The sequence below is a fragment of the Kibdelosporangium philippinense genome, from assembly GCF_021390435.2.
Taxonomy (GTDB): Bacteria; Actinomycetota; Actinomycetes; order Mycobacteriales; family Pseudonocardiaceae; genus Kibdelosporangium; species Kibdelosporangium philippinense.
Genome location: NZ_JAJVCN010000005.1, coordinates 141,424 through 163,617, shown reverse-complemented (window position 1 = coordinate 163,617; position 22,194 = coordinate 141,424). Strand labels below are relative to the sequence as shown.

Sequence of the window (22,194 nt, the reverse complement as noted above, 5' to 3'; positions counted from 1 at the left end):
CAAAGAACCCCAGGTGCGCTGACCTGGGGTTTTGCTCCTCCAGCTGGACTCGAACCAGCAACCCTTCGATTAACAGTCGAATGCTCTGCCAATTGAGCTATGGAGGACTGCTTGGCGCCAGGCTTGGGTTGTTCCTGCCTGACAGTGGGTAACTCTAGCGCATGGGCCCGGGACAGGGCGGCAGGGGGGTCGTTGTTGCGGGAAGATGGACAGACGCAGTCGATGCACGGGAGGCAGTGACGATGAAGGTGTTCCTGGCTGGAGTTGCTGTTGGCTACGTGCTGGGCGCGAAGGCCGGGCGGGAGCGGTACGACCAGATCATGCGGGCGTACCACAGCTTGCTTGAGCATCCGGCGGTGCAGAGCGCGGCCGGGGTGGCGCGCGCGAAGATCGGCGAGAAGCTGGGCCGTAACAACAGCAAGCAGCCGGTCAGCTGACCTGAACGACGGCGAACACCCGCCGGAAAGGGAACCAGGTGCGGCCGTCGGCTCTGCGCGGGTATGCCTCGCGCAGCGCCGGTGCTAGGTCCGCGCGGAACTGGGCCCATTCATCGGCGGACAGCGCCGCTTTGATCGGACGCAGGGCTGTTCCGCTGATCCATTCCAGTACGGGGTCGTCGCCGGTCAGCACTTGTGTGTACGTGCTCTCCCACGTGTCGACCTCGCAGCCGTCGAACAGGTCCGCGTACCCGGTTGGCGTGAGCACGGCGTCCGATGGACGGATGTCCGCCTCGCCTATGCGCGACCGCCACTTGCCTGCGACCAACTCGCGAACGAGCGTGTGCGACGGACCGTCGAAGTTGCCGGGCACCTGCATGGCTATCCACGCGCCTGACGGGAGTTCCTTCGTCCAGCGGCGCAGTATGTCCGGATGTCCTGGTACCCATTGCAAGACCGCATTGGTGACCACGATGTCGGTATCGGGTTGAGGCTTCCACGTGACGACGTCGCCAACGTGAGCATCGATACCCCGCGCACGCGCCGCGTCGACCATCTCGGGTGACGAGTCCAGCGCTTCGACCGTCGCGGATGGCCAGCGGTCAGCGAGGACTGCGGTCAGATTGCCTGGACCGCAGCCTAGGTCGACCAGGCGACGGGGTGTTTCGGCTTGGATGCGGGCGATCAGTTCGTAGAACGGCCGCGCGCGGTGATCGGCGAAGGTCAGGTACTTGTCCGGGTCCCACATGAGCCACCTCCAGCAAACCGTACGTACGTACTTTATTGCTCGGAGTCGGGCTTCATCAAGCTCAGTTTCGCGGCAACCTCCTGGGCCACCCGCCGCACAGCATCCCCGTCGGTCCCCTTGTCCGGACGAACCTGCAGCACAACGCCGTCCTGGCCAGGTATCCGCCGCTGCACGAACCAGCCGCCGCCGCCGGGTAGTTCCTGCCGATGGCGGGACACGATGGACTTCGTCACGCGCGCGTGGATGACGTCCGGCAGTTTGCCACTCTGCACGAACACGAACCGGACCGCTGGCTGGTCCTGCAGGATGACCGCGTCTCCGGCACGGGTGTCCTCGATCGCCTCGATCAGCACCAGGGCACCGCCGCCCCAGGTCGCCTTGCTGATCATGTGCCAGCCGACCCGGCGCGAGCCAGGTAGCCACAGGCCTCGGGACGTGGCCACCATGTGCCCGCCCGACTTCACTTCCGCCGAGGCGAGCACGTATTCGCCGTCGTCGAGGGTGCCTTCGAAGTCGTCAGGCACTTGCCTGCCGGTCAATCGGTTGACGAACCCGCGCAAGCTCACGACAAACTCCCGGCGGCCTGCTCCCCCAACGCTTTGTGGTACTGCTCCATGGCCACCAGGTCGCCGAACAGCTGCCGGTACTCATCGGCGTTCTCCAGCGGGCTCAGCCGCTGCAACCGGGACTTGATGTCCGCGATCTGCCGCGCCACCAGGCTCTTGTTCAACGCCGCGATCAGGCTGTCCACGTAGCGCATGTCCGGCTCGTGGTGCCGCATCGCCTCCACGGACAACTCGCTGACCAGCGACTGGACCACCTGGTGCGCGCAGTTCTTGCTGACCGCGTCGAACAACGCGGGCCCGGCAAGCCCGCACGAGGCTCCGCCCGCGGCGTGCAACGCCTTGTGCAACTCGGCGTACGCGGGGTCGGTGAAGGCTTCCCCCGGCAGGCTGTCGAAGTGCGGTCCGGCCAGGTGCGGCACCTGCAAGGCCGCTTTGAGCGCCTCGCGCTGCAGGTGCAACTCGGGATCGTTGGGTTTGGGCCGCTGCGGGCCGTCTACCTCGATCGCCAACGCACCCTGGTTCTGGTCGACGGGCGCGGCTTTCCGCGCGGGCGCGACCTTGCCGTTGGCGGTTTCCCTGACCCGGCGTACGACGGTCTGGATGTCGTCCCAGCCGATCCACCCGGCCAGCTGCCGTGCGTACTCGTCCCGCAGGGAGAAGTCCTTGATCTGGGCGACCATGGGCACGGTCCGACGCAACGCCTGCACCCGTCCTTCGGCCGCGTCCAGGTCGTGATCGGCCAGCTCGGCGCGCAGCCAGAACTCGATCAGCCGCTGCCGGCGGGCGACCAGGTCACGGACCGCGGTGTCGCCCTTGTTCTGGCGCAGCTCGCACGGGTCCATGCCGTCCGGCGCGACCGCGATGAACGTCTGCGAGGCGAACCGCTGGTCCTCGTCGAACGCCTTCATCGCGGCCTTCTTGCCCGCTTCGTCGCCGTCGAAGGTGTAGATCACCTCGCCGCGGAAGAACTTGTCGTCCATCAGCAGCCGCCGCAGCACCGAGATGTGATCGAGGCCGAACGCCGTGCCACAGGACGCGACCGCAGTCGGCACGCCCGACAGGTGCATGGCCATCACGTCGGTGTAGCCCTCGACCACAACGACCTGGTGACGCTTGGAAATCTCGCGTTTGGCCAGGTCAAGACCGAACAGCACCTGTGACTTGTGGTAGATCGGCGAGTCGCGGGTGTTGAGGTATTTCGCCTGGATCTGATCGTCGTCGTAGATCCGCCGGGCGCCGAAGCCGACCACGTCTCCGCTGAGGTCCTTGATCGGCCACAACAGCCTGCGGTGGAACTGGTCGATCGGACCGCGCCTGCCCGGCTTGGACAGCCCGGCCTTCTCCAGTTCGGTCAGCTCGAAACCCCGGCTGAGCAGGTACTTCGTCAACGTGTCCCAGCCAGCGGGGGCATACCCGCAGCCGAACGTCGCCGCCGCGGCCTGGTCGAAGCCGCGTTCGGCGAGGAACTCGCGCGCGGGTTTGGCCTCCGGGCTACGCAACTGCTCGGCATAGAACTCGGCAGCCGCGCGATGGGCGTCGATCAGCCTGGTACGAGTGCCACGGTCGCGCTGGACGCTCGCGCCGCCGCCCTCGTAGGTCAGCTTGATCCCCACGCGTTCGGCCAGCCGCTCGACGGCCTCGACGAAGCTCAAATGATCGATCTTGCACAGGAAGGCGATGACATCGCCGCCCTCACCACAGCCGAAGCAGTGGAATGTGCCATGTGTCGCGCGCACGTTGAACGACGGCGTCTTCTCGTCGTGGAACGGGCACAGGCCTTTGGCCGCTCCCCCACCGACCTGACGCAACGCCACATACTCGCCGATTACATCGTCGATCCTGTTGCGCTCACGCACGAGGGCGATGTCGCTCTCCCGGATCCGTCCTGCCACACGGTCCATGTTAGGCCTGGCGCCTACGATGCGAGTGTGACGGTCAGCCTGGACACCCTCGCCGAGGAGTTCGCGGAGTACCGGACGCACCTTCTCGGTGTCGCGTACCGGCTCACAAGCACCCTCGCCGACGCGGAGGACGCGGTGCAGGAGGCCTGGATTCGACTGTCCACTGTGGACCGATCGGAGATCGGAGACCTCAAGGCATGGCTGACCACCGTCGTCAGCCGGATCTGCCTCGACCGGCTGCGCTCGGCCGCCGTCCGGCGCGAGCGATACACCGGGTCCTGGCTGCCAGAACCCCTGGTGACGCCACTCAGCGGGGCACCGAGCGAAGACCCGCTGGACACGATCGTGCGCGACGACGGCGTACGAATGGCGGCCTTGGTCGTCCTGGACAAGATGACCCCGGAGCAGCGCGTGGCGTTCGTGCTGCACGACGCCTTCGACGTCCCGTTCAACGAAATCGCCGACACCCTCGGAGTCTCGGCCGCAACCGCCCGCCAATACGCCTCACGAGGCCGCAAAGCGGCCGCGGACGCCAATCCCCCGCCCAGGGCCTCACTGGACGAACAGCGGGACGTTCTCGAACGCTTCATAGCCGCGCTGTCCAGCGGTGACCTGGCCGCGGTCGTCGAATTGCTGCACCCGGACGTGGCACTGATCGGCGACGCGGACGGCAAGGCCCGCACCGCGCGCAACGTCATCCACGGCGCGGACAAGGTGGCGCGGTTCCTGCTCGGCCTGATGGCGCGCTACAACCTGCCGCCGAACGTCACGATCGGGGAGCCTGTCCTTGTCAACGGCGATCTGGGCATCGTGCTGCCGGACCGCCCCGGCGACGCGGAGCACCTCGAGATGACCCGCAGGGTGTCCTCGTTCGCCATCCGGGACGGGAAAGTGGTCGGCTTCTACGACGTCGCGAACCCGGAGAAACTCACCAGGATCACTGTGTGAGCGGTACCCGGCAGGCATCGCCGGACGAAAAGCCCTGTTCGGTGATGCCAAGGCCGCTGTTGAAGCGGGCACGCATGTTCTCGAGCGTGATCTGATAGGTGAGCTCGATCACGCCTTTCTCGCCGAACGCCGCCACCAAATCGGCGACCTGCCCGTCGGTCACTTGCACCGGTGTCGCGGTCAACGCGTCGGCATACGCGATGGCAAGCCGCTCCTCGTGGGCGAACTTGGGCGAGGTGGCGTAGTTGTCGATCTCCTTGAGCCGATCGATGTCCAGACCGTCCAGCCGCTGGAGCATGGTGCCGAAGTCAATGCACCATTCACAGCCAAGCCGGACCGCGGCTCGGTAAACAGCCAGCTCACGCACGGCCTTCGGGACGACTTTGCTCGACCGCTCAGCCAGCAGCTCGTGTACGGCGTACGTGTAGAACAGGCCGCCGTGATGCCTGGTGACGGCCAGTGGCTCCATCAGCACGCCATACCGCTTGGCCGCCATGCGGTAGATCAACCGGCCGAAAAGGCCCGCTTTCTTCGGTGCCACACCAACGATCCGAGTCATTGCCTCGCTCCTCTCGTCATGGTCACCGATCAGACGAGACAGCCATCAAGTGTGTGACAGGACAGCCTCTCCGGTTTTGAGGGCCCAGCCCGTTCAGGCGTCTCCGTCCACCTCCTCGAACGCTTTGCCGCCGTGCCGCCCCGCACCAGCGGCGAACCGCGCGGCACCGGCCAGCGCGCCGTCGGCGAGGGAGATAAGCCCGTGCTCAAGCTCCTGGGCGATCGCGGCATCCTCGTCCAGGCCCCACTGGCCAAGCACCGACAACCGGTCCTGACGCATGCATGTCTGTGGCAGCTGCGCCAGTTCAGCCGCCAGCGCCTCCGCGGCCGCACGCTCTTCACCCACGGGCACGATCCGGTTGGCCAAACCGATGTCCAGTGCTTCCTGCGCCCCCACCGCGCGCCCGGTGAGGATCATGTCCATGGCCCGGCTTTGCCCGATCAGACGCGGCAACCGGACCGTGCCACCGTCGATGAGCGGCACACCCCAGCGTCGGCAGAACACGCCGAACACCGCGTCCTCCGCGGCCACCCGCAGGTCGCACCAGGTGGCCAGTTCAAGGCCGCCTGCCACGGCGTAACCGGCCACCGCCGCGATCACCGGTTTGCCCAGCCGCATCCGGGTAGGGCCCATCGGTCCGTCGCCGTCACGTTCGACGCGGTTGCTTTTGTCCGTACCGATGGCCTTCAGGTCGGCACCGGCGCAGAAAGTCCCGCCTTCGCCCCACAGCACTGCCACGGCGGCGTCTTCGGCCGCGTCGAACTGGCGGAACGCGTCCGCAAGCGCATGTGCGGTCGCCCCATCGACCGCGTTGCGTGCTTCCGACCGCGACAGTACGACCGTCCACACCGGACCTGACCGCTCGACTCGCACAGGTGACATCGCGTCAGCCTATGACGAGCGCGCCCGTCAGTCCTTCTTGGCAGGGTCGTTGACCCGCGCCGAGAAGTACACGACGCCGCTGTCCTTGTGCCGCACCAGCAACAAGAACGGACGGTCGACGGTGACCTCGACCGGCTTGGACATGTCGAGCGACAACGCCCGCATCATCACCGCGGTCGCCGCAGCGCCCTCAAGTCCCTGCTCGTCGAGCTTCAGCACCGACTCGTGGATCACCGCCTGGATCGCCAACGGGTCGTCACTGACGCCGCTGAAGTCCGCGTCGTCGGTGAACGCCGTCCGAACCCCGAGCTGGTTCAGCGCATCGGTCAGTTCAGCGGACAGCTTCAGCCGCAGCTTCGGCATCCGAAGGCTGACCTTCTGACGCTTTGGCTTGTCCAGCAACGTCTTCAGTGTCGTCGCGTCGATGCTCGGCAACCGCGCGCCGTCTGGCAGCAGCACGACCGCCTCGACCCCGCCGATCGCGGGCAACGCCACCACTTGCCAGCCGGAAGCCTTGGCATAGCCCAGGTTCTCACTGAGCCACATGGTCGGCACCTGCACCACGCCACCCGGGGCGTGGAACGGGCGCGACTCGGTGGCCGCATCCTCGAACTTGTGCCGCCAAGCGACCTTCAGGTACAGCGCGTTGACCAATGCGGCAACGGTGTCGTTCTTGATCACCCCTTCCGGCAGTAGTTCCGGGATCAGATCTCTGGTCGTCTTGGCCACGTCGGAGTTGATCTGGTTCCGCGCACCCTCCGGGTCGTCCCGGAACGGCGCCGTCCTGACCGAACCGCTCGGCATGTCCCGCAACGCCGCCGCGAACGTCTGTTTGATGCTGATGCGTCGGTCTGCCCAGAGCGTGTTGGCCACCTCAAGCACGGGTGGTTGCTGGTCACCGTGCGGCTCCGCCAGCCGTTCGGCCTTGTCCAGCAACCGGATCAGGTCCTCGACCTCGGCGGATTTGTCGCCGAGCAGCAGCGAGACCAGTTCGTCCTTCGTGGTGCCCGCCGCGCCACGAGTGACCAACGCCAGAGCGCTGGCGACCGAGAACGGCGACCAGACGGTGTTGGCGGCCGGATCACGGGCGATGACGTCCTGCAACGCGACTGTGAAATCCAGGTACGCCTGGACGTCCGCCGATTGCCGGCTCACCTACGCGGGTCCTTCACTGTGATCGTTTGCCCCTCCTGTGGGTCTGGTTTCACGCCCGCAGCGGACTGCGGACCGGTTGGTTTCGGTCGGCGCGGCTCGCGCACTCCGGCCGAACCGCCTGCCTCGCCAGGTCGTCCCGGCCCAGCACCGGCAGGCACCCGACGCCTCAGCAAACGCCGGACAAGCGAGCGAATCGCGCGTGTCAGTGGGTTGGCCATACCCCGAGTGTGCCACCGGTCACAGCCGGGGGCAGTTCACCTCGAGCGAACGAAGGCCTCGTGCCAGGCCACAGCCTGCGCGTCGGTCAAGGACGCGACCTGGTCGATCAGCACCCGGAACCGTTGCGTGTCATCACCCGCGTCTCGCCACGCGGGCTGGAACGCCGGTTCCAGCACCTCCGGTGCTCGCTCCCCCAAAGCCGTGAGCAACTCCGTCAGAAGCTGCCGCTGTCTGTCCTGCATCCCCAGCCGCGCCGGGTCACTCATCACATAGCGCAACGCCACCGACTTCAGCAGCGCGACCTCGACAGCCGCCTGCCGTGGCACCACCAAGTCCGCGCTGTACCTGGTCAGTTGCCCGTCGCCGTGCACTCGTCTCGTCTCGCCGACCGCCGCGGCCGCGAACCGCCCCACCAGTTCGCTGGTCAGCCGCTTCAACGCGACCTGAGCACCGATCGACCCATCGTACCCGACCGCTGCCGCCACCGCGGGCAGGTCCAACAGGTGCGCCGCCCCGGCCTCCAACTCCGAGAACGGCTCAGCCGAGAAATGTTTGGCCGCCAACTCGGCGACAGCCGCCCGTTCCTCCGCGTCGGTCAGCACCCCAAGCGAGATCCGGCCAGCCCTGATGCCGTCCTCAACGTCGTGCACCGAGTACGCCACGTCATCCGACCAGTCCATGACCTGGGCCTCGAGGCAGCACCGCCGCTCCGGCGCGCCTTCACGGATCCAGTCGAACACCGCCCGGTCGTCCTCGTACACGCCGAACTTGCGCGTGCCTGCCGTGCGTGGCCACGGATACTTCACCGACGCGTCCAGCACCGCCCTGGTCAGGTTCAGCCCGGCATCCCCAGCCTTGTGCTCGAGCCTGGTCAAGATCCGTAATGTCTGTGCGTTGCCTTCGAAACCGCCGTAGCCAGCCGCGGCCGTGTCCAGCGCCGATTCCCCGTTGTGGCCGAACGGCGGGTGACCGATGTCGTGCGCCAGTCCGGCGGTGTCCACGATGTCGGGATCGCAGCCCAGCTCTTCCGCGATCTCCCTGCCGATCTGGGCGACCTCGAGCGAATGCGTCAGCCGTGTCCGGGGAACCCCGTAGACCTCGGTGCCCTCACCTGGCCCGACGACCTGGGTTTTGCCCGCTAGCCGACGTAACGCCGCCGAATGCAGCACTCTGGCGCGATCTCTCGCGTACGGGCTTCGCCGTGGCGGCGACGAACCTGGCAGCCCACCTCCTTTTGTTGGCTCGTCAAGCAGACGAGCCGCGTCGTGTTTCGTGTACTCGCCAGGGGTGCCGCTCATTAGAGATCAACACCGATGTCGTCGGCAGGCGCGTTGAACACGCGGTAGTACAGCAGCGCCGCCGTCTCTCTGAGGATGTACTTGATCTGGATTTCCCTTGTCTGCACGATCGGACCGCGATGAGTCGGTGACGTCCATGCCGACAGACCGGCGTCATGGGCCATCGTGCGGGCACGCAATGAGTGCCACGGGTCGCTGACGATCACCGCGGTACGCCAGCCACGGTCCAGCGCGGTCTTCGCCACCGCGTTGATCGTGCCCAAAGTGTCGCTGCCCTCGCCGACAACGATCACCCTGTCGCTTGGCACACCATGCGACGTCAACCACCGCAGGCCTGCCTCCGCCTCGGTATAACGGTCGCCCGTCCGTCTGCCGCCGCCGGTGATGATGTATCCGGCAACGCCTCGGTCGAACAGGTTCTTCGCGTGCTGCAGACGGGCTTCCAGGATCGGCGATGGACGGCCGGCGTACTGCGCCGCTCCGAGTACGACAACCGCGTCTGCCTTGGTCCGGTCGTCCTGCCTGGCCTGCTGCCACACATGGAAACCCGTGCCGCCGAGGATCAAGGCGAGCATCAGCACGAAGCCGATCAGGCCTTGCCTGATCCACTTCTTGATGCCGGTTTTCCGGGTTTCGATGTTCACTGACGCATCATCGCAGACGGGTCTGACAGTTTTTGTTTCGCGCTGGTCCGGCCGTGATTTTCTATAGCCAGCCGCGTTCCTCGGCCAGCCGGGCCGCTTCGGCCCTCGTGCGCGCGCCGGTCTTGCCGATCGCCGCGGACAGGTGATTGCGGACGGTGCCTTCGGACAGATGCAGTGACTTGGCGATATCGGCGATCGTGCCGCCATCACTCGACTCCGCCAGCACGTCACGTTCACGCGCGGTCAACGGACTGGTCCCAGTGGCAAGGGATTCCGCCGCCAGCGACGGATCCACGACACGCAGTCCAGCGTGCACTCGTCGGACGGCGTCCACCAACTGTTCCGGCGGCGCGTCCTTCACCACGAAACCCGCGGCGCCAGCGGCCAACGCGCGGCTGAGGTACCCGGGCCTGCCAAAAGTCGTGCACATGACCACCTTGCAGCTCGGCATTTCCACCCGAAGTTCAGCCGCGGCGGCAAGTCCGTCCTTGCCTGGCATCTGGACGTCGAGCAACGCGACGTCGGGACGGGTCTGGCGGGCGGCGGGCAGCACATCGTCACCCGTGCCGACCTCGGCGACGATCTCGATGTCCGGCTCGAGGCCGAGCATCGCGGCCAGCGCGCCGCGGACGAGGGTCTGGTCATCGGCAAGCAAAACCTTGATCACGTAGCCACTTCCGCCCGCACTACGAACCCGCCTTCTCCGCGAGGTGTCGCGGTCAGCCTGCCATCCACCTTGGCAAGGCGTTCACGCAGCCCGGCAAGTCCGTTGCCACCATTGCTGTCCACAGTAGAGGATCCGGAACCGTTGTCGGTGACCTCGATCCACGACGGACCCAACCGGATCTCACACTTGTCCGCCCCACTGTGCCTGATCACGTTGGTCACCGCTTCCCTGACCACGTAACCGAATGTCTCCTGCAGCTCGCCGGGGACGTCGTCGACGGCTTGCGGCAGGTCGGCGTCGATGCCTGCGGCCAGCAGGGTCGCTTTGGCGTTGGCGATCTCCGCGGGCAGCGACATCTTGCGGTAGCCCGAGACCGTCGCCCTGATCTCGGTCAAGGCCTGCCGGGACAGCCGTTCGACGTCGTGCACCTCGATCAACGCCCGGTCGACATCCGCCGAACTTTCCAGGATCCGCCGCGCGAGCCCGGCCTTGAGCGTGATCGTTGTGAGGCTGTGCCCGAGGACATCGTGCAGGTCGCGGGCGACCCGAGCGCGTTCCTCGGCGACCGCCAGTGTCCTGATCTCGTCCCTGGCGAGCTCCAGTTCGTCCGATTTACGGGCGAAACCACGGGTCGCGAAGATCGCCACGGTCAACACCAGCATCACCACACCAGCGTCGAAATCCGGCTGCCCGGCCTCGGCCGCGGTCGCGATCAGCATCGACGCGGTGCCCACCAAGCCATAGGCCAGCCCGATCCCAGCTGGCAACAAGATCAACGCGACGACAATGGCGAAGGTCAGATACGTCAGATCGCTGGCTTGCATCAAGATCGCCATCGCCACCGGAAAAACCGTGGCGATGGCGACATATAGGACGCGAACCGGCGGTGACGAGCACGGGCCGGACCACAGCGCGGCGATGTACGTCGCGGCATACAGCACGACGATCACGAGCACCGCTGCGCTGACCCATCCGGGGTAGGTGCCGCTGAAGGCGTCGACGACGGCCCGGATCAGGAAGAACAGGAACGCAGCAGGGAACAGCGCCAGCGCGATCGGCCGGCGCTTGGGTTTCCACTGTGGTTCTGGCCACTCCCACAGATTGCTCACGATGTCACGGTACGGGGCCGTCAATTGCGTGCACTGTCCAATCGATAGCGGCGTACGACCAGAGCGCCGAGCACAACCGTCCAAGCCGCGAGAACGAGCACGCAGGTAAGGAGGTTCTCACCCGATCCGATGGCCGTGTTGCCGACCTGGCTCATCCAATAAGTGGGCAGGACCTTCGCGATGCCGCTGAACACCGCGGGCAGCGCGGTCAACGGCACCCACAGACCGCCGAACATCGCCAGGACCATCATCAACACGCCGGTGATCGACTGCATACTGTCGGCGGTGCCATATTGGCCGAGGAGCAAACCCAGCAGTGCGAACGGGATCGCCGCCAGCCAGATCCCGATCGTGACCTGGGCCCATTGGCCTGGGTCCAGCCTGACGCCCTCACCAAAGGCACCGACCAACGGGACGAGGATGATCGCGGGCAGCGCGACCACCATGCCGACAATTCCCTTCGCGGTCAGGTAACCGCCCCCTGACAACGGCGTCAGGCGTAACTGCCGCTGCCAGCCCGCGTCTCGTTCCACGGCGACTCTGGCTCCGGCGAACAGTGCCGCCGCGAACGTGCCCCATGTCGTCATGCCGATCATGAGGCCAGCCAGCTTTCCCGTGTCGCCGTCGCCTTCGACACTGGCCAGGAACACGAACATCAGTAGTGGCAGTGCGACTGTGAAAACAAGGAACTTGCCTGCACGCAGTGCTCGTTTGATCTCCAGGCTCAGGTATCCGGTGCTCATCGGGCCGCCTCCTGCGCGGTCAGGGTGAGGAATGCTTCTTCGAGGCCGGCCGCGCTGATCTCGATGTCGTGGACGGCTGGATAGTCCAGCAGGGCACGTACCGCGGCGTCAGAATCCGTACAGGTCAACTGGATGCGATCGGCACGCCGCTCAGCCGCGATGACGCCTGGCAGATTTTCCGGTCGCTCCACAGGGACTTCGGGCAGTACTGCGTTGATCGAGCGGCCCGATGCCATTTCGCGGACCTTGGCAACGCTGCCGTCGGCGACGATTTTCCCTGCCCGCATGAGGATTACGCGGTCGACGAACTCTTCGGCTTCGTCCATGTAGTGCGTGGCGAACAGAACCGTTCGGCCGGTCGCGGTGAATTCACGCATCGATGCCCAGAATTCCCTGCGGCCACCGACATCCATGGCCGCTGTCGGTTCGTCGAGAACCAGCAGGTCAGGGTTGACGACCAGCGCGACGGCGAACCGGACACGCTGCCGCTGGTCGCCGGAAAGCTTGGTGCAGCGTCGATCCGCCAATTCCTCGATGCCAGCTCGACGCAACGCTTCGGCGACCGTCACCGGCTTGCGATGCAATGAGGCGATCATGGCAACCGTTTCGCCGACCGTCGCGTCGTCGAGCAGTGTGCCGTTCTGCAGCATGGCGCCGATCGTGCCGTTGACCACCGCGGCATGTGGCTCGTCACCGAAAACCCGGACTTCCCCGTCGTCCGGCTCGGCCAGTCCGATGATCATGTCGACGGTGGTGGATTTGCCCGCGCCATTGGGCCCGAGCAGGGCAACCACCTCACCGGGGACGATCATCAGGTCGATTCCGTCGACGGCACGAAATTCGCCGTAGGACTTGGTCAATCCCGCGATGTCGATCGCGGCTCCGCGCTCTCTCATGGTGTCCACGATCGCGCGTTCCAGGGCCTGACCTGCAGGCCTCCCGTCACGAATCACCCCATGACATCTGTCCTGCCCCCACTACCACAACCAACCAACAATCCGACCCCCATAAAGATCATCAACCCCGACCTATCCACAAGCGACAGTTATCCACAGCCCCGCTCCCACCCTCTTCCCCTAAACCGCCCGAATCGCGAAAGTGGAGGCATGCGAAACCGACACCCGATCGACCTCGAAGCACTGTCCACATTGTTCCCGCACCGAATAGCAAGTGCGGCAGACCTCATAGACCTAGGTCTGACGGGAACCACCGTGAAGCGAAGATGCTCGCCCGGCGGCCCGTGGCAGCGTCTTTTACCGGGCATCCTGTTGCTGGACAGCACTGCTCCAACCCGGGAGCAGCTGGTGCAGGCAGCACTGCGGTACGCAGGCAGAGATGCCATCGTCACCGGTGCGGACGCACTCGCACTGCACGGTGCCCGCACTGCCATTCCTGGTGGACGTATCCATCTTCTGATGCCCTGTAAGCGTTTCGTTCGCAGCAGCGCGAGCGTGCTCGTGGAGCGTACAGCGAGTCCGCCGCGTCCTGTGCTTCGGAATGGATTGTTGACGGCCCCGCTCGCCCGGGCTGCCGTCGACACGGCTCGGCGGATCGACAACCGGGCGTTGGTGGCTGCTTTGTTCGCGGAAATGGTGTTCCACAAGGGTATCCGGCTCGACGAGTTGAACACCGAGGTGGTTATGGGCAAACGGCGTGGCAGCACGCTGTGTCAGGAGGTGTTGCACGACATCGGTGAACGCATCCGTGCGGGTGTCGCGTCTTCAGCGCGTGACCTCGTCCTACGTGCCGGGCTACCCCCGCCACAGTGGAACGTGCCCGTCGACGATGCCCGAGGCAATCCGTTGGGCACCGTAACGGGCGCATGGGATGACGCGAAGCTGGCGTGGGATGTGCACGCCTTCGACTTCGATCCCGCTCCAGCAAGCTATCCGACCGCCCTGAAACGAGGTTCCCGGCTGGCCGCTACCGGCCTCCTCGTTCTGCACACGCCCGCCGCCCAGCTCCGCTCTGATCCGGAAGGAGTGATCGCCGATCTGACCGCCATCTTCGCCCAGGCACACGCCGAATCCTGTCCGAGCTCTTGACCGTCTGCCGCGCACAAGCCCCGCGTGGCCGGGTTGATGCCCCCAGCTATCCGGTCACGCGGATCCAATTCCTGTTACCTAGCCGAAAGGAGATGCCCTTGCCGTTATGACACCGAGCGCAGACTGTCCACTTAGGTCGCCCGCAACGGCCTTCCCCAACTGTGGACGACGCTTCCCCGCAACTCGCGAAGTGCGCTCCGCTCGTGCTGTCGACCGGACCTCAGCTCACCGTTTCACCCGGCCGACAGCACTGCGAGCCACCAAAATCCCACAGGCCACGCCACTTGCCCGACCGACCGTCACCTCGTCGAGCTTCTCTGCGTGGCAGCCGGGAAACCACGACAAGCCCAGCCCCTGAGCGAAGCACCACGAACCAGCTCACCCCTCCGGGCTGGGCGTCCCCTCACTCAACCGAAAGGAGCACCGCGAACCCTTGAACACAGGAACTCCGGCATCCGCGTACGCCTTGTCGATCAACGGCTTCGCGCCGTACGGGTCCCGCGCCAACTTGCTCTTGGGACCACTCGGGCGAATCGTAGGTCGGCCAGCGGCCCGTGCCGCCGCCGAACTCCAGAGGCCGGATATCTCCGCGACAACTCTTCGTTCGCCTGGATCCGCGCGATCACCTTCTCGTGGCCTCCACGCCTGAATACGTTCGATGTGCCGACTGGCATGAAACGTTGACGAACGGTAGGGGTGCGGCGATTCGGGAGGCCACGGTCCAGCCCGAAATTGCCCTCTCGACAGCGACATCTTGCCTATCAGCCGGGAGCGGTCCGATAGACAGCTTGCCGAAGGCCAACGGCGGGAAGCGCCTGCAGCCGTTCAAGACAACGTCCGGCACCGCCCAGAACAGAATCAGGTTCCGCTTGCTGGGCTTCGGCACCAGCTTTGGGACCACCACATCGAAGACTGCACACAGCTGACCTTTGCCCGACCCGGGCATGGCCGGGTCGCCTGGCCGCGGCCGAACATCCAGCCCGTGTGACCAAGAAACCGCTACATGGAAAGGAATCACAGAGACCGTGATAACGATGGAACCACCCGACGACATCAACGCCGAGCTCAATGCCACGCAGCCACAGCAGCCCGAGGGCGGTGGCGCACCGGCAGAGGATTCGGTCGCCGCTCCGGATACCCAGCAAGAGCCCGTCCCGAAGAGCTGACGACTGTACTACCAGGACAGTTGTCACCTGTCCTGTCTCGATCATTCCCGCGGCCGCGGTAGGTGGAGCCAACTGGCCGATGGGATTCGAGGGTGACAGTCCGGCGAGCAGCGCGGCGGCGCGCCTTCCGGACTTCCCCCGCACCCCCTCGTGAGTGCTCGTGTGCTGGCTGGGCACTCACGAGGGGGGCACAACAAACCGAGTCCTCCAATGCCTGTCAGCAGCCAGGCAGTTGGGCGGCCAGGTAGGCCTCGAGCTTGTCGATCGAGACCCGCTCCTGGGTCATGCTGTCCCGTTCCCGGACGGTCACGGCTTGGTCGTTGAGGGAGTCGAAGTCGACCGTGACACAGAAAGGAGTACCGATCTCGTCCTGGCGACGGTAGCGACGGCCGATCGCGCCGGCGTCGTCGAAGTCCGTGTTCCAGTTGCGGCGCAACGCCGAGGCGACATCACGTGCCTTTGGCGAGAGGTCCGCGTTACGAGAAAGGGGAAGCACAGCGACCTTCACCGGCGCGAGCCTGCGGTCGAGCCGCAGCACAGCCCGCTTGTCCACGCCGCCTTTGGCGTTGGGTGCCTCGTCCTCGTGATAGGCGTCCAGCATGAACGCCATCATCGAGCGGCCGACACCGGCGGCCGGTTCGATCACGTAGGGGCGGTAGCGGGAGTCCGTGGTCTGGTCGAAGTACGACAGGTCCACACCGGAGTGATTGGAGTGTGTCGTCAGGTCGAAATCGGTGCGGTTGGCGATGCCTTCCAGCTCGCCCCACTCACCGCTGGCGAGGCCGAAGCGGTATTCGATGTCCACTGTCCTCTTGGAGTAGTGCGATAGCTTCTCCTGAGGGTGTTCGAAGACACGGAGGTTGTCCGGGTTGATGCCCAGATCCACATACCAGCCCATGCGTTCGTCGATCCACGTCTGGTGCCACTGCTCGTCGGTGCCGGGCTCAACGAAGAACTCCATCTCCATCTGCTCGAACTCGCGAGTCCGGAAGATGAAGTTTCCTGGCGTGATCTCGTTGCGGAACGACTTACCCATCTGGCCGATGCCGAACGGCGGCTTGCGACGGGAGGTGGTCTGCACGTTGAGGTAGTTGACGAAGATGCCCTGTGCGGTCTCCGGCCGCAGGTAGGCCATGCCCTCGGCGGACTCGACCGGGCCGAGGAAGGTCTTGAGCATCATGTTGAACGCGCGTGGCTCGGTGTACTGGCCACGGGTGCCGCAGTTGGGGCACGGCACGTCGGACAGGTCGCCCTCGTCGGTTGGCTTGCCCGACCGCTGCTGGTACTCCTCGGCCAACTGGTCGGCGCGGAAGCGCTTGTGGCAGCTCAGGCACTCCACGAGCGGGTCGGTGAAGACCTTCTCGTGGCCGGAGGCGACCCAGACCTCACGGGGCAGGATCACCGAGGAGTCGATACCGACGACGTCCTCGCGGCCCTGCACCACGGCCTTCCACCACTGGCGCTTGATGTTCTCTTTGAGCTCGACACCCAGCGGACCGTAGTCCCAAGCCGACTTCGTACCGCCGTAGATCTCCCCGGACGGGTAGACGAAGCCACGGCGCTTGCAAAGGCTGACGATGGTATCTATCCGATCGGCGGGCACGAACACTCCATACAGGTACACGGGGAAAAGCTCGGGGAGTGCCCAGGGTAGCCGCCTGTCACCGGCCACCACGAGGGGATTCCCCTATCACCCCATTGGCTTGATCGTCACGGATCCGAGTTGTGATGCACGGATACGAATAAGACCATTCAGCAGAAAGGATACCGCCGAAGGGACCAATTCATGACCACGGTCGTTCACCACCAGGCCGAAGCTCACCGTCACACCCACGGCCCCGGTTGTGGGCACGAGGCCATCGTGCACGCCGACCACGTCGACTACCTGCATGACGGCCACGTACACCGGGAACACGTGACCGACAGCGGAGTGCACTACGACGAGTGCAGCACCTGCACGTGTCCGCACTGCTCAGACTCCTGCGCGGTGTGTTCGTGCTCGGACTGCAGCTGCCCGACCTGCAACCACGCCGCCTGTTCGTGCGCCTCGTGCGCGGACTCGTGCGCCAACTGCAATTGCTCGGACTGCACCTGCCCCACCTGCGAACACGCAGCGTGAACACCCCAGCCCGACTCTGAGCACGCCGGGCATTCCAGCGCGGAGAGGGAAACCCCTCGCCACACCTCACCGACAACCTGGCGTAATCAGGCCCCGCTCGCCTGGCTCAACAGCCAAGAGCCCGACACAGGAGCGGGATGGGCGGCGATCCAGCCAAAGCCGCTCGGCCTGCCAACCGAAGGTCTCACACTGCCGAGGAAACCTTCGCCCAATCGTGGAAGCTCCTCGAAGGCCACGGGCGAGATTACCCGCGTGGCGTTGCTGGGCCACTGGCGTCGCGGGGGCCTGCGATGGCTGCGTCGGCGGCGACCACGCTGACCTGTTGTTCAGCCTTGCCGTCGGTGGCGGTTGCGAAGATCTCGTATGCCGCTGCGTCGCCTCGGGACAGGAAGGGGATGACGTGCTCTCGGACGTCGAAGGGGGACATCGCACGGCGGTAGGCGACCACCGAGGTGAATTCCACGGTCATCGCCCATTTCTCTGGTTCGTCCGCGGATCGGCCGATCACCGCGCGGACGCAGCCCGGCTGGGCGGTCAGCAGCTCCGTCGCCCGGCTGGCTTGGGCCGAGAATTCTGCTGAGTCCGCGTCAGGGACCGTGAAATCGCAGACCAACAGCACGCGTTTGCGCCTTTCTGCACGACACTACGATGCGACCACACGGTATCGCCGAGCCGAGGAGGCCCGCCGTGCGAGGCAGCAGAAGGAACATGCGGGCGCCGCTCATCTCCGGGGATGGGCCGTTGGCGCGGGTGCGGCCGATCGCCGTGTTCATCGTGGTCATCGGGGTGTTCACGGCAGGTGTGCTGATCAGCGGGCTGGTCGGGGCGGGTTTGCTCGCGTTGCTCGCTGTCGGTGTCGGTGTGCTGCTGGCGACCACTTGGTCCGTGTTGCGGCCGAATGAGCGGATGCTGCGGGTGCTTGTTCTGGGCATTCTCGTCGTGGTTGCCATCCTCCAGTTGCGTTGAATACGACTACCGAATTCATTAGCGACTAGACTTAGGTCGCCAGGGCGAACCTAGCGAGTGAGGTGGCTGATGCTCGAAGAGTCGGCGACAGATGTGAGCGTTGATCCCGCCACCAGCGAGCATTCGCCGGGGCGGCTGTCGACGGAGCCTGCTCCTGCCCGATCCGCGACCACGTTGACCGCGGCTGGTGATCTGCTGCGGGCGCTTGCCGCGCCGGTGCGGATCTCGATCGTGCTGCAGCTGCGGGAATCCGACCGTTGCGTGCACGAACTGGTCGATGCTCTCGGCGTGGCACAGCCTCTGATCAGCCAGCATCTGCGGGTGCTGAAGTCGGCGGGCGTCGTGTACGGCGAGCGGCATGGCCGTGAGGTGGTGTACCGGCTGGTTGATGAGCATCTCTCGCATATCGTGGTGGACGCGGTCACGCATGTGGAGGAGGCTCACGCTTGATGACGATCAACCGCTCGCCGGCGACGGCGGCTCGGCGCTCGACCAAGCAGCGCGCCGCGGTCGCGGAGTTGCTCAACGACCTCGACGACTTCCGGTCGGCGCAGGACCTGCACGAAGAGCTGCGCAAACGCGGCGAGGGCATTGGTCTGACCACCGTCTACCGGACGTTGCAGTCGTTGGCGGACGCGGGCGAGGTTGACGTTCTACGCACCGACAGCGGCGAGGCCATTTATCGCCGTTGTTCCAGTCACCACCACCATCACCTGGTGTGCCGGGTGTGCGGGCGGACTGTCGAGGTCGAGGGTCCGGCTGTGGAGAAGTGGGCTGACCGGGTTGCCGAGGAGAACGGGTTCTCCGAGGTCAGCCACACCGTCGAGATCTTCGGTACCTGCGCGAGCTGCACCAAACCCAACTAGGCGGCTCACCTGGCGATGCCCGGACGCCATGGCGCCGAATTGAGGACGCGGCTGGGCTTCGCCCTCAACTGAGGCTTCCAGCGTGGTCAACCCGCCCGGCGACGACATCTCGTCGCCGGGCGGGTTGCTCAGTACTCGTACGGGTCCGGCGGCTCTGGGATCGACTGGATGTCCGTCAGCGTCACCGTCGGCACGTGCCGGGATTCCTTCGTGGACGAACCCGGCTGATACCGCACAACCGCCTGCACCCACGTGTCACTGACGAACCCCTTCGCTTCGGGGTTGTCGAGTTTCACCTTCACCGGGTACGCGTCGGCCGCGCAGCAGCCGATGGCCAGGCGGGCCAGGTAGGTGGAGTTCTCGTTGTGGACGATGAATCCGGTCAACCGAACGTTGCGGTCGTTCAACGAGCCGGATTTGTCCCATGCCGCGCGTTCGACGAAGTCCATTACGCGCTGGTCGATCGGGTCACCCGCGGGCAGCGCCGGGAAGCTGAATTCATCGCTGGAGGACGGCGGGGGCGGGGTTCGGCCTGCCGCGCGGTTCACGGCGTCCTCGCCAAGCGCCGGTGGCGCCAGGAAGACCGCGAGGACGGGCAGGATCAGCAGCCACGTGCTGTGTGACTGGAACCCGCCGTGGCTGTGGCCATGGTCGGGGACTTCGGCCACGACCTGCTCCGGTCGCCGTGCCGCGATGATGTCGCGGGTGATCGACACGAAGGCGAGAATCACCATCACGCCGCCTGCCGCGATCAGCCAGGCCTGCTGTCCCGGCTTGACGTAGCGCAGGTACGTGCCGTTCAAGGCGATCTTCAGCAACGCGCCGCCGAGCAGCACGAGCAGGATGTTCTGCGTTTCACGCTTCACCGCACACCCCCGAGCACCAGAAGTCCCGCCGCCACTCCGCAGACAATCGCCACAAGGAATGTCATCGGGGCGAACCGGAACGCGAACTTCTTGCCGAACGTGCCCGCTTGCAAGGCGATCAGCTTCACGTCCACCGCCGGGCCGACGACGAGGAACACCAGTCGCGGCAACAGCGGCAGCATCGACAGTGACGCGGCCACGAAGGCGTCGGCTTCACTGCAGATCGCGAGGATCACCGCGAGCAGCGCCATCACGATGACGCCGAGGATGATCTGGCCGCTGAGGCTCTCCAGCCACGAGGCGGGCACCGCCACGCTGAGCACTGCCGCCGTCAGGCCGCCGATCACCAGGAATCCGCCGGAGTCCACCAGGTCGTGCCTGGCCGTCTCGACGAACCTGAGCCACTTGGATTTTCCGTCATCGTCGGGCAGGCGCCGCAATGCCCGCTCGGCCATCCACTCAAGCTTGCCGAAGCGTGCCCACAGCCAACCCATCGCGATCGCGGTCGCCAGCGATCCGAGGAACCGCGCGAGCACCATCTCCGGGCTGCCTGGGAACGCCACCGCAGTGGCGACCAGGACGATCGGGTTGACCGCAGGCGCGGCGAGCAGGAACGCAAGCGCGACCGACGGGGCCACGCCTTGCTGGATCAGTCGCCGCGACACGGGCACAGACGCGCATTCGCAACCTGGCAGCGCGACTCCGGCGACACCGGCGACTGGCACCGCCAGGGATTCCTTTTTCGGCAGTACTTTGCGCAGCACACTCGCGGGGACGAAGGCGGCGATCGCGCCACTGATGAGCACGCCAAGCACCAGGAACGGGATCGCTTGCGCGCATACCGCGACGAACTTCGTCGCTCCGGTGCGGATCTCCTCGGAGCTGAGCAGGCTCGCCAGCGAGTCCTGGAACACCACCGCGACCACAAGCAGGACGCAGAGGATCTCCAGTGACCCGATCGGCAGCCGCCGCCGGGGTTTGTGCTCGTGATGCGGTTGCGTGCCTTCGTCGGCCGCGACTGTTGTCACCGTTGCGATCCCGCCACTAGGTCAGCCCTGAACTGGGACGCGCCGGACACGACCAGCATGAACAACGTGCCCAACGCGTTGACGTCAAGACCCTCCGCAGGAAACGTGTAGCGCAGGGTCACGTCGATGCCTTGATCAGTGTGCACGACCGCGGGTGTACCGAACAGAGCCTCTCCGCCACGGTCCGCGACCGACGCGCTGATCTCCGGCGAGTCCGGCAGGTCCCATGCCACGACGCACTGGACGCTCAGCACGTTGAGCCCTTCGGCCAACTGCATCGCCTGCACGGCACACGGCACGTCACCGTGCCGGAAGGTCAGCGTGCCGTCGTCGTCGACGAAAATGTCGTGGTAGAGCTCCAGCGCTGCCTTCGCGTTGCTCAGCAGTGCGGCCGTTCGCGCGGCTTCGCTGGTCACGTCGTCTCCTTGGCAGCGGCGGCATCGATGGCGCCACCGAACCGACGGTCGCGGTTGGCGAAGGCCTCGCACGCGCGCCACAGGTCACGGCGGTCGAAGTCGGGCCACAGGATGTCCTGGAAGACCATCTCGGCGTACGCGGACTGCCAGAGCATGAAGTTCGACGTGCGCTGCTCCCCCGAGGGCCGGATGAACAGGTCCACGTCCGGCATTTCGGGCTGGTACATGTACTTGGCGATGGTCCGCTCGTCGATCCGGTCGGGGTTGAGCTTGCCCTCGGCGACGAGTTTGGCGATCTGCTTGGTGGCGTCGGCGATCTCCGCGCGGCCGCCGTAGTTGACGCACATGGTCAGGTTGAGCACATCGTTGTCCTTGGTGCGCTCGTCGGCGATCTTGAGCTCGTTGACCACGCTGCGCCACAACTTGGGCAGCCTGCCTGCCCAGCGGACGTGCACACCCAGTGCGTCGAGTTCGTCGACCCGGCGGTGGATGACGTCACGGTTGAAGTTCATCAGGAAGCGGACCTCGTCGGGGCTGCGCTTCCAGTTCTCGGTGGAGAAGGCGTAGACCGACAGCCACTTCACGCCGATCTCGATACAGCCTTTGACCACGTCGAGCACGACTTCCTCGCCGCGCTTGTGGCCTTCGGTACGCGGCAGGCCACGCTGGTTTGCCCAGCGCCCATTGCCGTCCATGACGACGGCGACGTGCGCGGGGACCTGGTCGAGCACGGGCGGCTTGGCGCCGGACGGGTGCGGGTCCGGCTGGCGAAACTCGGGCCGCTCGCGATCACGGCGTCGGCGAAGCAACGAAACTGCTCCTTAAAGATGCGAACACGGGCACCAA

The 22,194-nt window shown here is 65.7% G+C and carries 27 protein-coding genes and 1 tRNA gene; 7 read left to right on the top strand and 21 right to left on the bottom strand.

The genetic code is table 11. The features are described from left to right. Positions 1 to 34 precede the first annotated feature (34 nt). Positions 35 to 107, bottom strand: a tRNA-Asn gene (locus tag LWC34_RS53930). Positions 108 to 242: 135 nt separating this feature from the next. Here LWC34_RS53930 and LWC34_RS53925 point away from each other — a divergent pair. Further along, positions 243 to 437, top strand: coding sequence for a hypothetical protein (locus LWC34_RS53925; RefSeq protein ID WP_233734424.1), 195 nt, complete (start codon positions 243 to 245; stop codon positions 435 to 437). On the opposite strand, the gene LWC34_RS53920 is transcribed toward LWC34_RS53925, so the two are convergent. From LWC34_RS53920 to dnaG, 3 genes are read right to left on the bottom strand one after another with little or no spacing between them, the layout of a single operon-like run. Continuing rightward, on the bottom strand, positions 430 to 1,185 hold the full coding sequence (locus LWC34_RS53920) for a trans-aconitate 2-methyltransferase (RefSeq protein WP_233734422.1): 756 nt from the start codon (positions 1,183 to 1,185) through the stop codon (positions 430 to 432). The two genes, LWC34_RS53925 and LWC34_RS53920, sit on opposite strands and share 8 nt — an antisense overlap. A 32-nt stretch (positions 1,186 to 1,217) precedes the next feature. Next, the gene (locus tag LWC34_RS53915; RefSeq protein ID WP_308200307.1) at positions 1,218 to 1,751 is read right to left on the bottom strand and encodes a hypothetical protein; all 534 of its coding nucleotides are present in this window, start codon (positions 1,749 to 1,751) and stop codon (positions 1,218 to 1,220) included. Beyond that, positions 1,748 to 3,643: a DNA primase gene (gene dnaG, locus LWC34_RS53910; protein WP_233734420.1), complete on the bottom strand. Its 1,896-nt coding sequence runs from the start codon at positions 3,641 to 3,643 to the stop codon at positions 1,748 to 1,750. Before dnaG ends, LWC34_RS53915 begins: the two co-directional genes overlap by 4 nt. Positions 3,644 to 3,679: 36 nt before the next feature. Here dnaG and LWC34_RS53905 point away from each other — a divergent pair, with 36 nt between their 5' ends. Then, on the top strand, positions 3,680 to 4,600 hold the full coding sequence (locus tag LWC34_RS53905; RefSeq protein ID WP_233734419.1) for a sigma-70 family RNA polymerase sigma factor: 921 nt from the start codon (positions 3,680 to 3,682) through the stop codon (positions 4,598 to 4,600). Here LWC34_RS53905 and LWC34_RS53900 read toward each other — a convergent pair. The 9 genes from LWC34_RS53900 to LWC34_RS53860 form a co-directional block, all read right to left on the bottom strand. Next, positions 4,590 to 5,159 (bottom strand): carboxymuconolactone decarboxylase family protein, encoded by a 570-nt coding sequence (locus LWC34_RS53900; protein WP_233734418.1) that lies wholly within the window; start codon positions 5,157 to 5,159, stop codon positions 4,590 to 4,592. The genes LWC34_RS53905 and LWC34_RS53900 overlap by 11 nt on opposite strands. Before the next feature lie 93 nt (positions 5,160 to 5,252). After that, positions 5,253 to 6,041 (bottom strand): crotonase/enoyl-CoA hydratase family protein, encoded by a 789-nt coding sequence (locus LWC34_RS53895; RefSeq protein WP_233734417.1) that lies wholly within the window; start codon positions 6,039 to 6,041, stop codon positions 5,253 to 5,255. Positions 6,042 to 6,068: 27 nt separating this feature from the next. Continuing rightward, positions 6,069 to 7,196, bottom strand: a complete 1,128-nt coding sequence (locus LWC34_RS53890; RefSeq protein WP_233734416.1) for a serpin family protein — start codon at positions 7,194 to 7,196, stop codon at positions 6,069 to 6,071. 254 nt (positions 7,197 to 7,450) lie between these two features. Further along, positions 7,451 to 8,713, bottom strand: a complete 1,263-nt coding sequence (locus tag LWC34_RS53885; RefSeq protein WP_233734415.1) for a deoxyguanosinetriphosphate triphosphohydrolase — start codon at positions 8,711 to 8,713, stop codon at positions 7,451 to 7,453. Beyond that, positions 8,713 to 9,288: a YdcF family protein gene (locus tag LWC34_RS53880; protein ID WP_233735008.1), complete on the bottom strand. Its 576-nt coding sequence runs from the start codon at positions 9,286 to 9,288 to the stop codon at positions 8,713 to 8,715. Before LWC34_RS53880 ends, LWC34_RS53885 begins: the two co-directional genes overlap by 1 nt. Before the next feature lie 130 nt (positions 9,289 to 9,418). Next, positions 9,419 to 10,024, bottom strand: a complete 606-nt coding sequence (locus LWC34_RS53875; RefSeq protein WP_233734414.1) for a response regulator transcription factor — start codon at positions 10,022 to 10,024, stop codon at positions 9,419 to 9,421. Further along, complete coding sequence (locus LWC34_RS53870; RefSeq protein WP_233734413.1) at positions 10,021 to 11,133, bottom strand: sensor histidine kinase; 1,113 nt, start codon at positions 11,131 to 11,133, stop codon at positions 10,021 to 10,023. Before LWC34_RS53870 ends, LWC34_RS53875 begins: the two co-directional genes overlap by 4 nt. A gap of 20 nt (positions 11,134 to 11,153) precedes the next feature. Then, on the bottom strand, positions 11,154 to 11,876 hold the full coding sequence (locus tag LWC34_RS53865; protein WP_233734412.1) for an ABC transporter permease: 723 nt from the start codon (positions 11,874 to 11,876) through the stop codon (positions 11,154 to 11,156). Further along, positions 11,873 to 12,772, bottom strand: coding sequence for an ABC transporter ATP-binding protein (locus tag LWC34_RS53860; protein WP_233734411.1), 900 nt, complete (start codon positions 12,770 to 12,772; stop codon positions 11,873 to 11,875). Before LWC34_RS53860 ends, LWC34_RS53865 begins: the two co-directional genes overlap by 4 nt. Positions 12,773 to 12,982: 210 nt before the next feature. Between LWC34_RS53860 and LWC34_RS53855 the strand changes: the two genes are divergently transcribed. Then, positions 12,983 to 13,921, top strand: a complete 939-nt coding sequence (locus LWC34_RS53855; RefSeq protein ID WP_233734409.1) for a hypothetical protein — start codon at positions 12,983 to 12,985, stop codon at positions 13,919 to 13,921. Positions 13,922 to 14,955: 1,034 nt separating this feature from the next. Further along, positions 14,956 to 15,087 (top strand): hypothetical protein, encoded by a 132-nt coding sequence (locus LWC34_RS57810; protein ID WP_284051992.1) that lies wholly within the window; start codon positions 14,956 to 14,958, stop codon positions 15,085 to 15,087. 217 nt (positions 15,088 to 15,304) lie between these two features. On the opposite strand, the gene LWC34_RS53850 is transcribed toward LWC34_RS57810, so the two are convergent. From LWC34_RS53850 to LWC34_RS53835, 4 genes are all read right to left on the bottom strand, one after another. Then, complete coding sequence (locus LWC34_RS53850; protein ID WP_233734407.1) at positions 15,305 to 16,690, bottom strand: glycine--tRNA ligase; 1,386 nt, start codon at positions 16,688 to 16,690, stop codon at positions 15,305 to 15,307. An 87-nt stretch (positions 16,691 to 16,777) separates the two neighbouring features. Then, positions 16,778 to 16,978, bottom strand: a complete 201-nt coding sequence (locus LWC34_RS53845; protein ID WP_233734405.1) for a hypothetical protein — start codon at positions 16,976 to 16,978, stop codon at positions 16,778 to 16,780. Positions 16,979 to 17,022: 44 nt separating this feature from the next. Next, positions 17,023 to 17,178 carry a hypothetical protein gene (locus LWC34_RS53840; protein WP_233734403.1) on the bottom strand — a complete coding sequence of 52 codons (156 nt, stop codon included), beginning with the start codon at positions 17,176 to 17,178 and terminating at the stop codon, positions 17,023 to 17,025. A gap of 272 nt (positions 17,179 to 17,450) precedes the next feature. Next, positions 17,451 to 17,825 (bottom strand): antibiotic biosynthesis monooxygenase family protein, encoded by a 375-nt coding sequence (locus tag LWC34_RS53835; RefSeq protein ID WP_233734401.1) that lies wholly within the window; start codon positions 17,823 to 17,825, stop codon positions 17,451 to 17,453. A 68-nt stretch (positions 17,826 to 17,893) separates the two neighbouring features. Between LWC34_RS53835 and LWC34_RS53830 the strand changes: the two genes are divergently transcribed. The 3 genes from LWC34_RS53830 to LWC34_RS53820 all read left to right on the top strand — a co-directional run bounded on the left by LWC34_RS53830 (position 17,894) and on the right by LWC34_RS53820 (position 19,038). Beyond that, positions 17,894 to 18,172 (top strand): hypothetical protein, encoded by a 279-nt coding sequence (locus LWC34_RS53830; protein WP_233734400.1) that lies wholly within the window; start codon positions 17,894 to 17,896, stop codon positions 18,170 to 18,172. 69 nt (positions 18,173 to 18,241) lie between these two features. Further along, entirely contained in the window at positions 18,242 to 18,622 is a 381-nt protein-coding gene (locus tag LWC34_RS53825) for an ArsR/SmtB family transcription factor (RefSeq protein ID WP_233734399.1), read from the top strand. After that, positions 18,622 to 19,038 (top strand): Fur family transcriptional regulator, encoded by a 417-nt coding sequence (locus LWC34_RS53820; protein WP_233734398.1) that lies wholly within the window; start codon positions 18,622 to 18,624, stop codon positions 19,036 to 19,038. Before LWC34_RS53825 ends, LWC34_RS53820 begins: the two co-directional genes overlap by 1 nt. 128 nt (positions 19,039 to 19,166) lie before the next feature. On the opposite strand, the gene LWC34_RS53815 is transcribed toward LWC34_RS53820, so the two are convergent. Genes LWC34_RS53815 through LWC34_RS53800 form a run of 4 tightly spaced genes read right to left on the bottom strand, consistent with a single transcriptional unit; the run spans position 19,167 to position 22,157 of the window. Continuing rightward, the gene (locus LWC34_RS53815) at positions 19,167 to 19,904 is read right to left on the bottom strand and encodes a TIGR03943 family putative permease subunit (protein WP_233734397.1); all 738 of its coding nucleotides are present in this window, start codon (positions 19,902 to 19,904) and stop codon (positions 19,167 to 19,169) included. Further along, a complete protein-coding gene (locus LWC34_RS53810) occupies positions 19,901 to 20,932 on the bottom strand; it encodes a permease (protein ID WP_233734396.1) in 1,032 nt (343 codons plus the stop codon). The genes LWC34_RS53815 and LWC34_RS53810 overlap by 4 nt, the downstream gene beginning before the upstream one ends. After that, the gene (locus LWC34_RS53805) at positions 20,929 to 21,348 is read right to left on the bottom strand and encodes a hypothetical protein (protein ID WP_233734395.1); all 420 of its coding nucleotides are present in this window, start codon (positions 21,346 to 21,348) and stop codon (positions 20,929 to 20,931) included. The genes LWC34_RS53810 and LWC34_RS53805 overlap by 4 nt, the downstream gene beginning before the upstream one ends. Continuing rightward, positions 21,345 to 22,157, bottom strand: coding sequence for an isoprenyl transferase (locus LWC34_RS53800; RefSeq protein WP_233734394.1), 813 nt, complete (start codon positions 22,155 to 22,157; stop codon positions 21,345 to 21,347). Before LWC34_RS53800 ends, LWC34_RS53805 begins: the two co-directional genes overlap by 4 nt. Between the last annotated feature and the right edge of the window lie 37 nt (positions 22,158 to 22,194).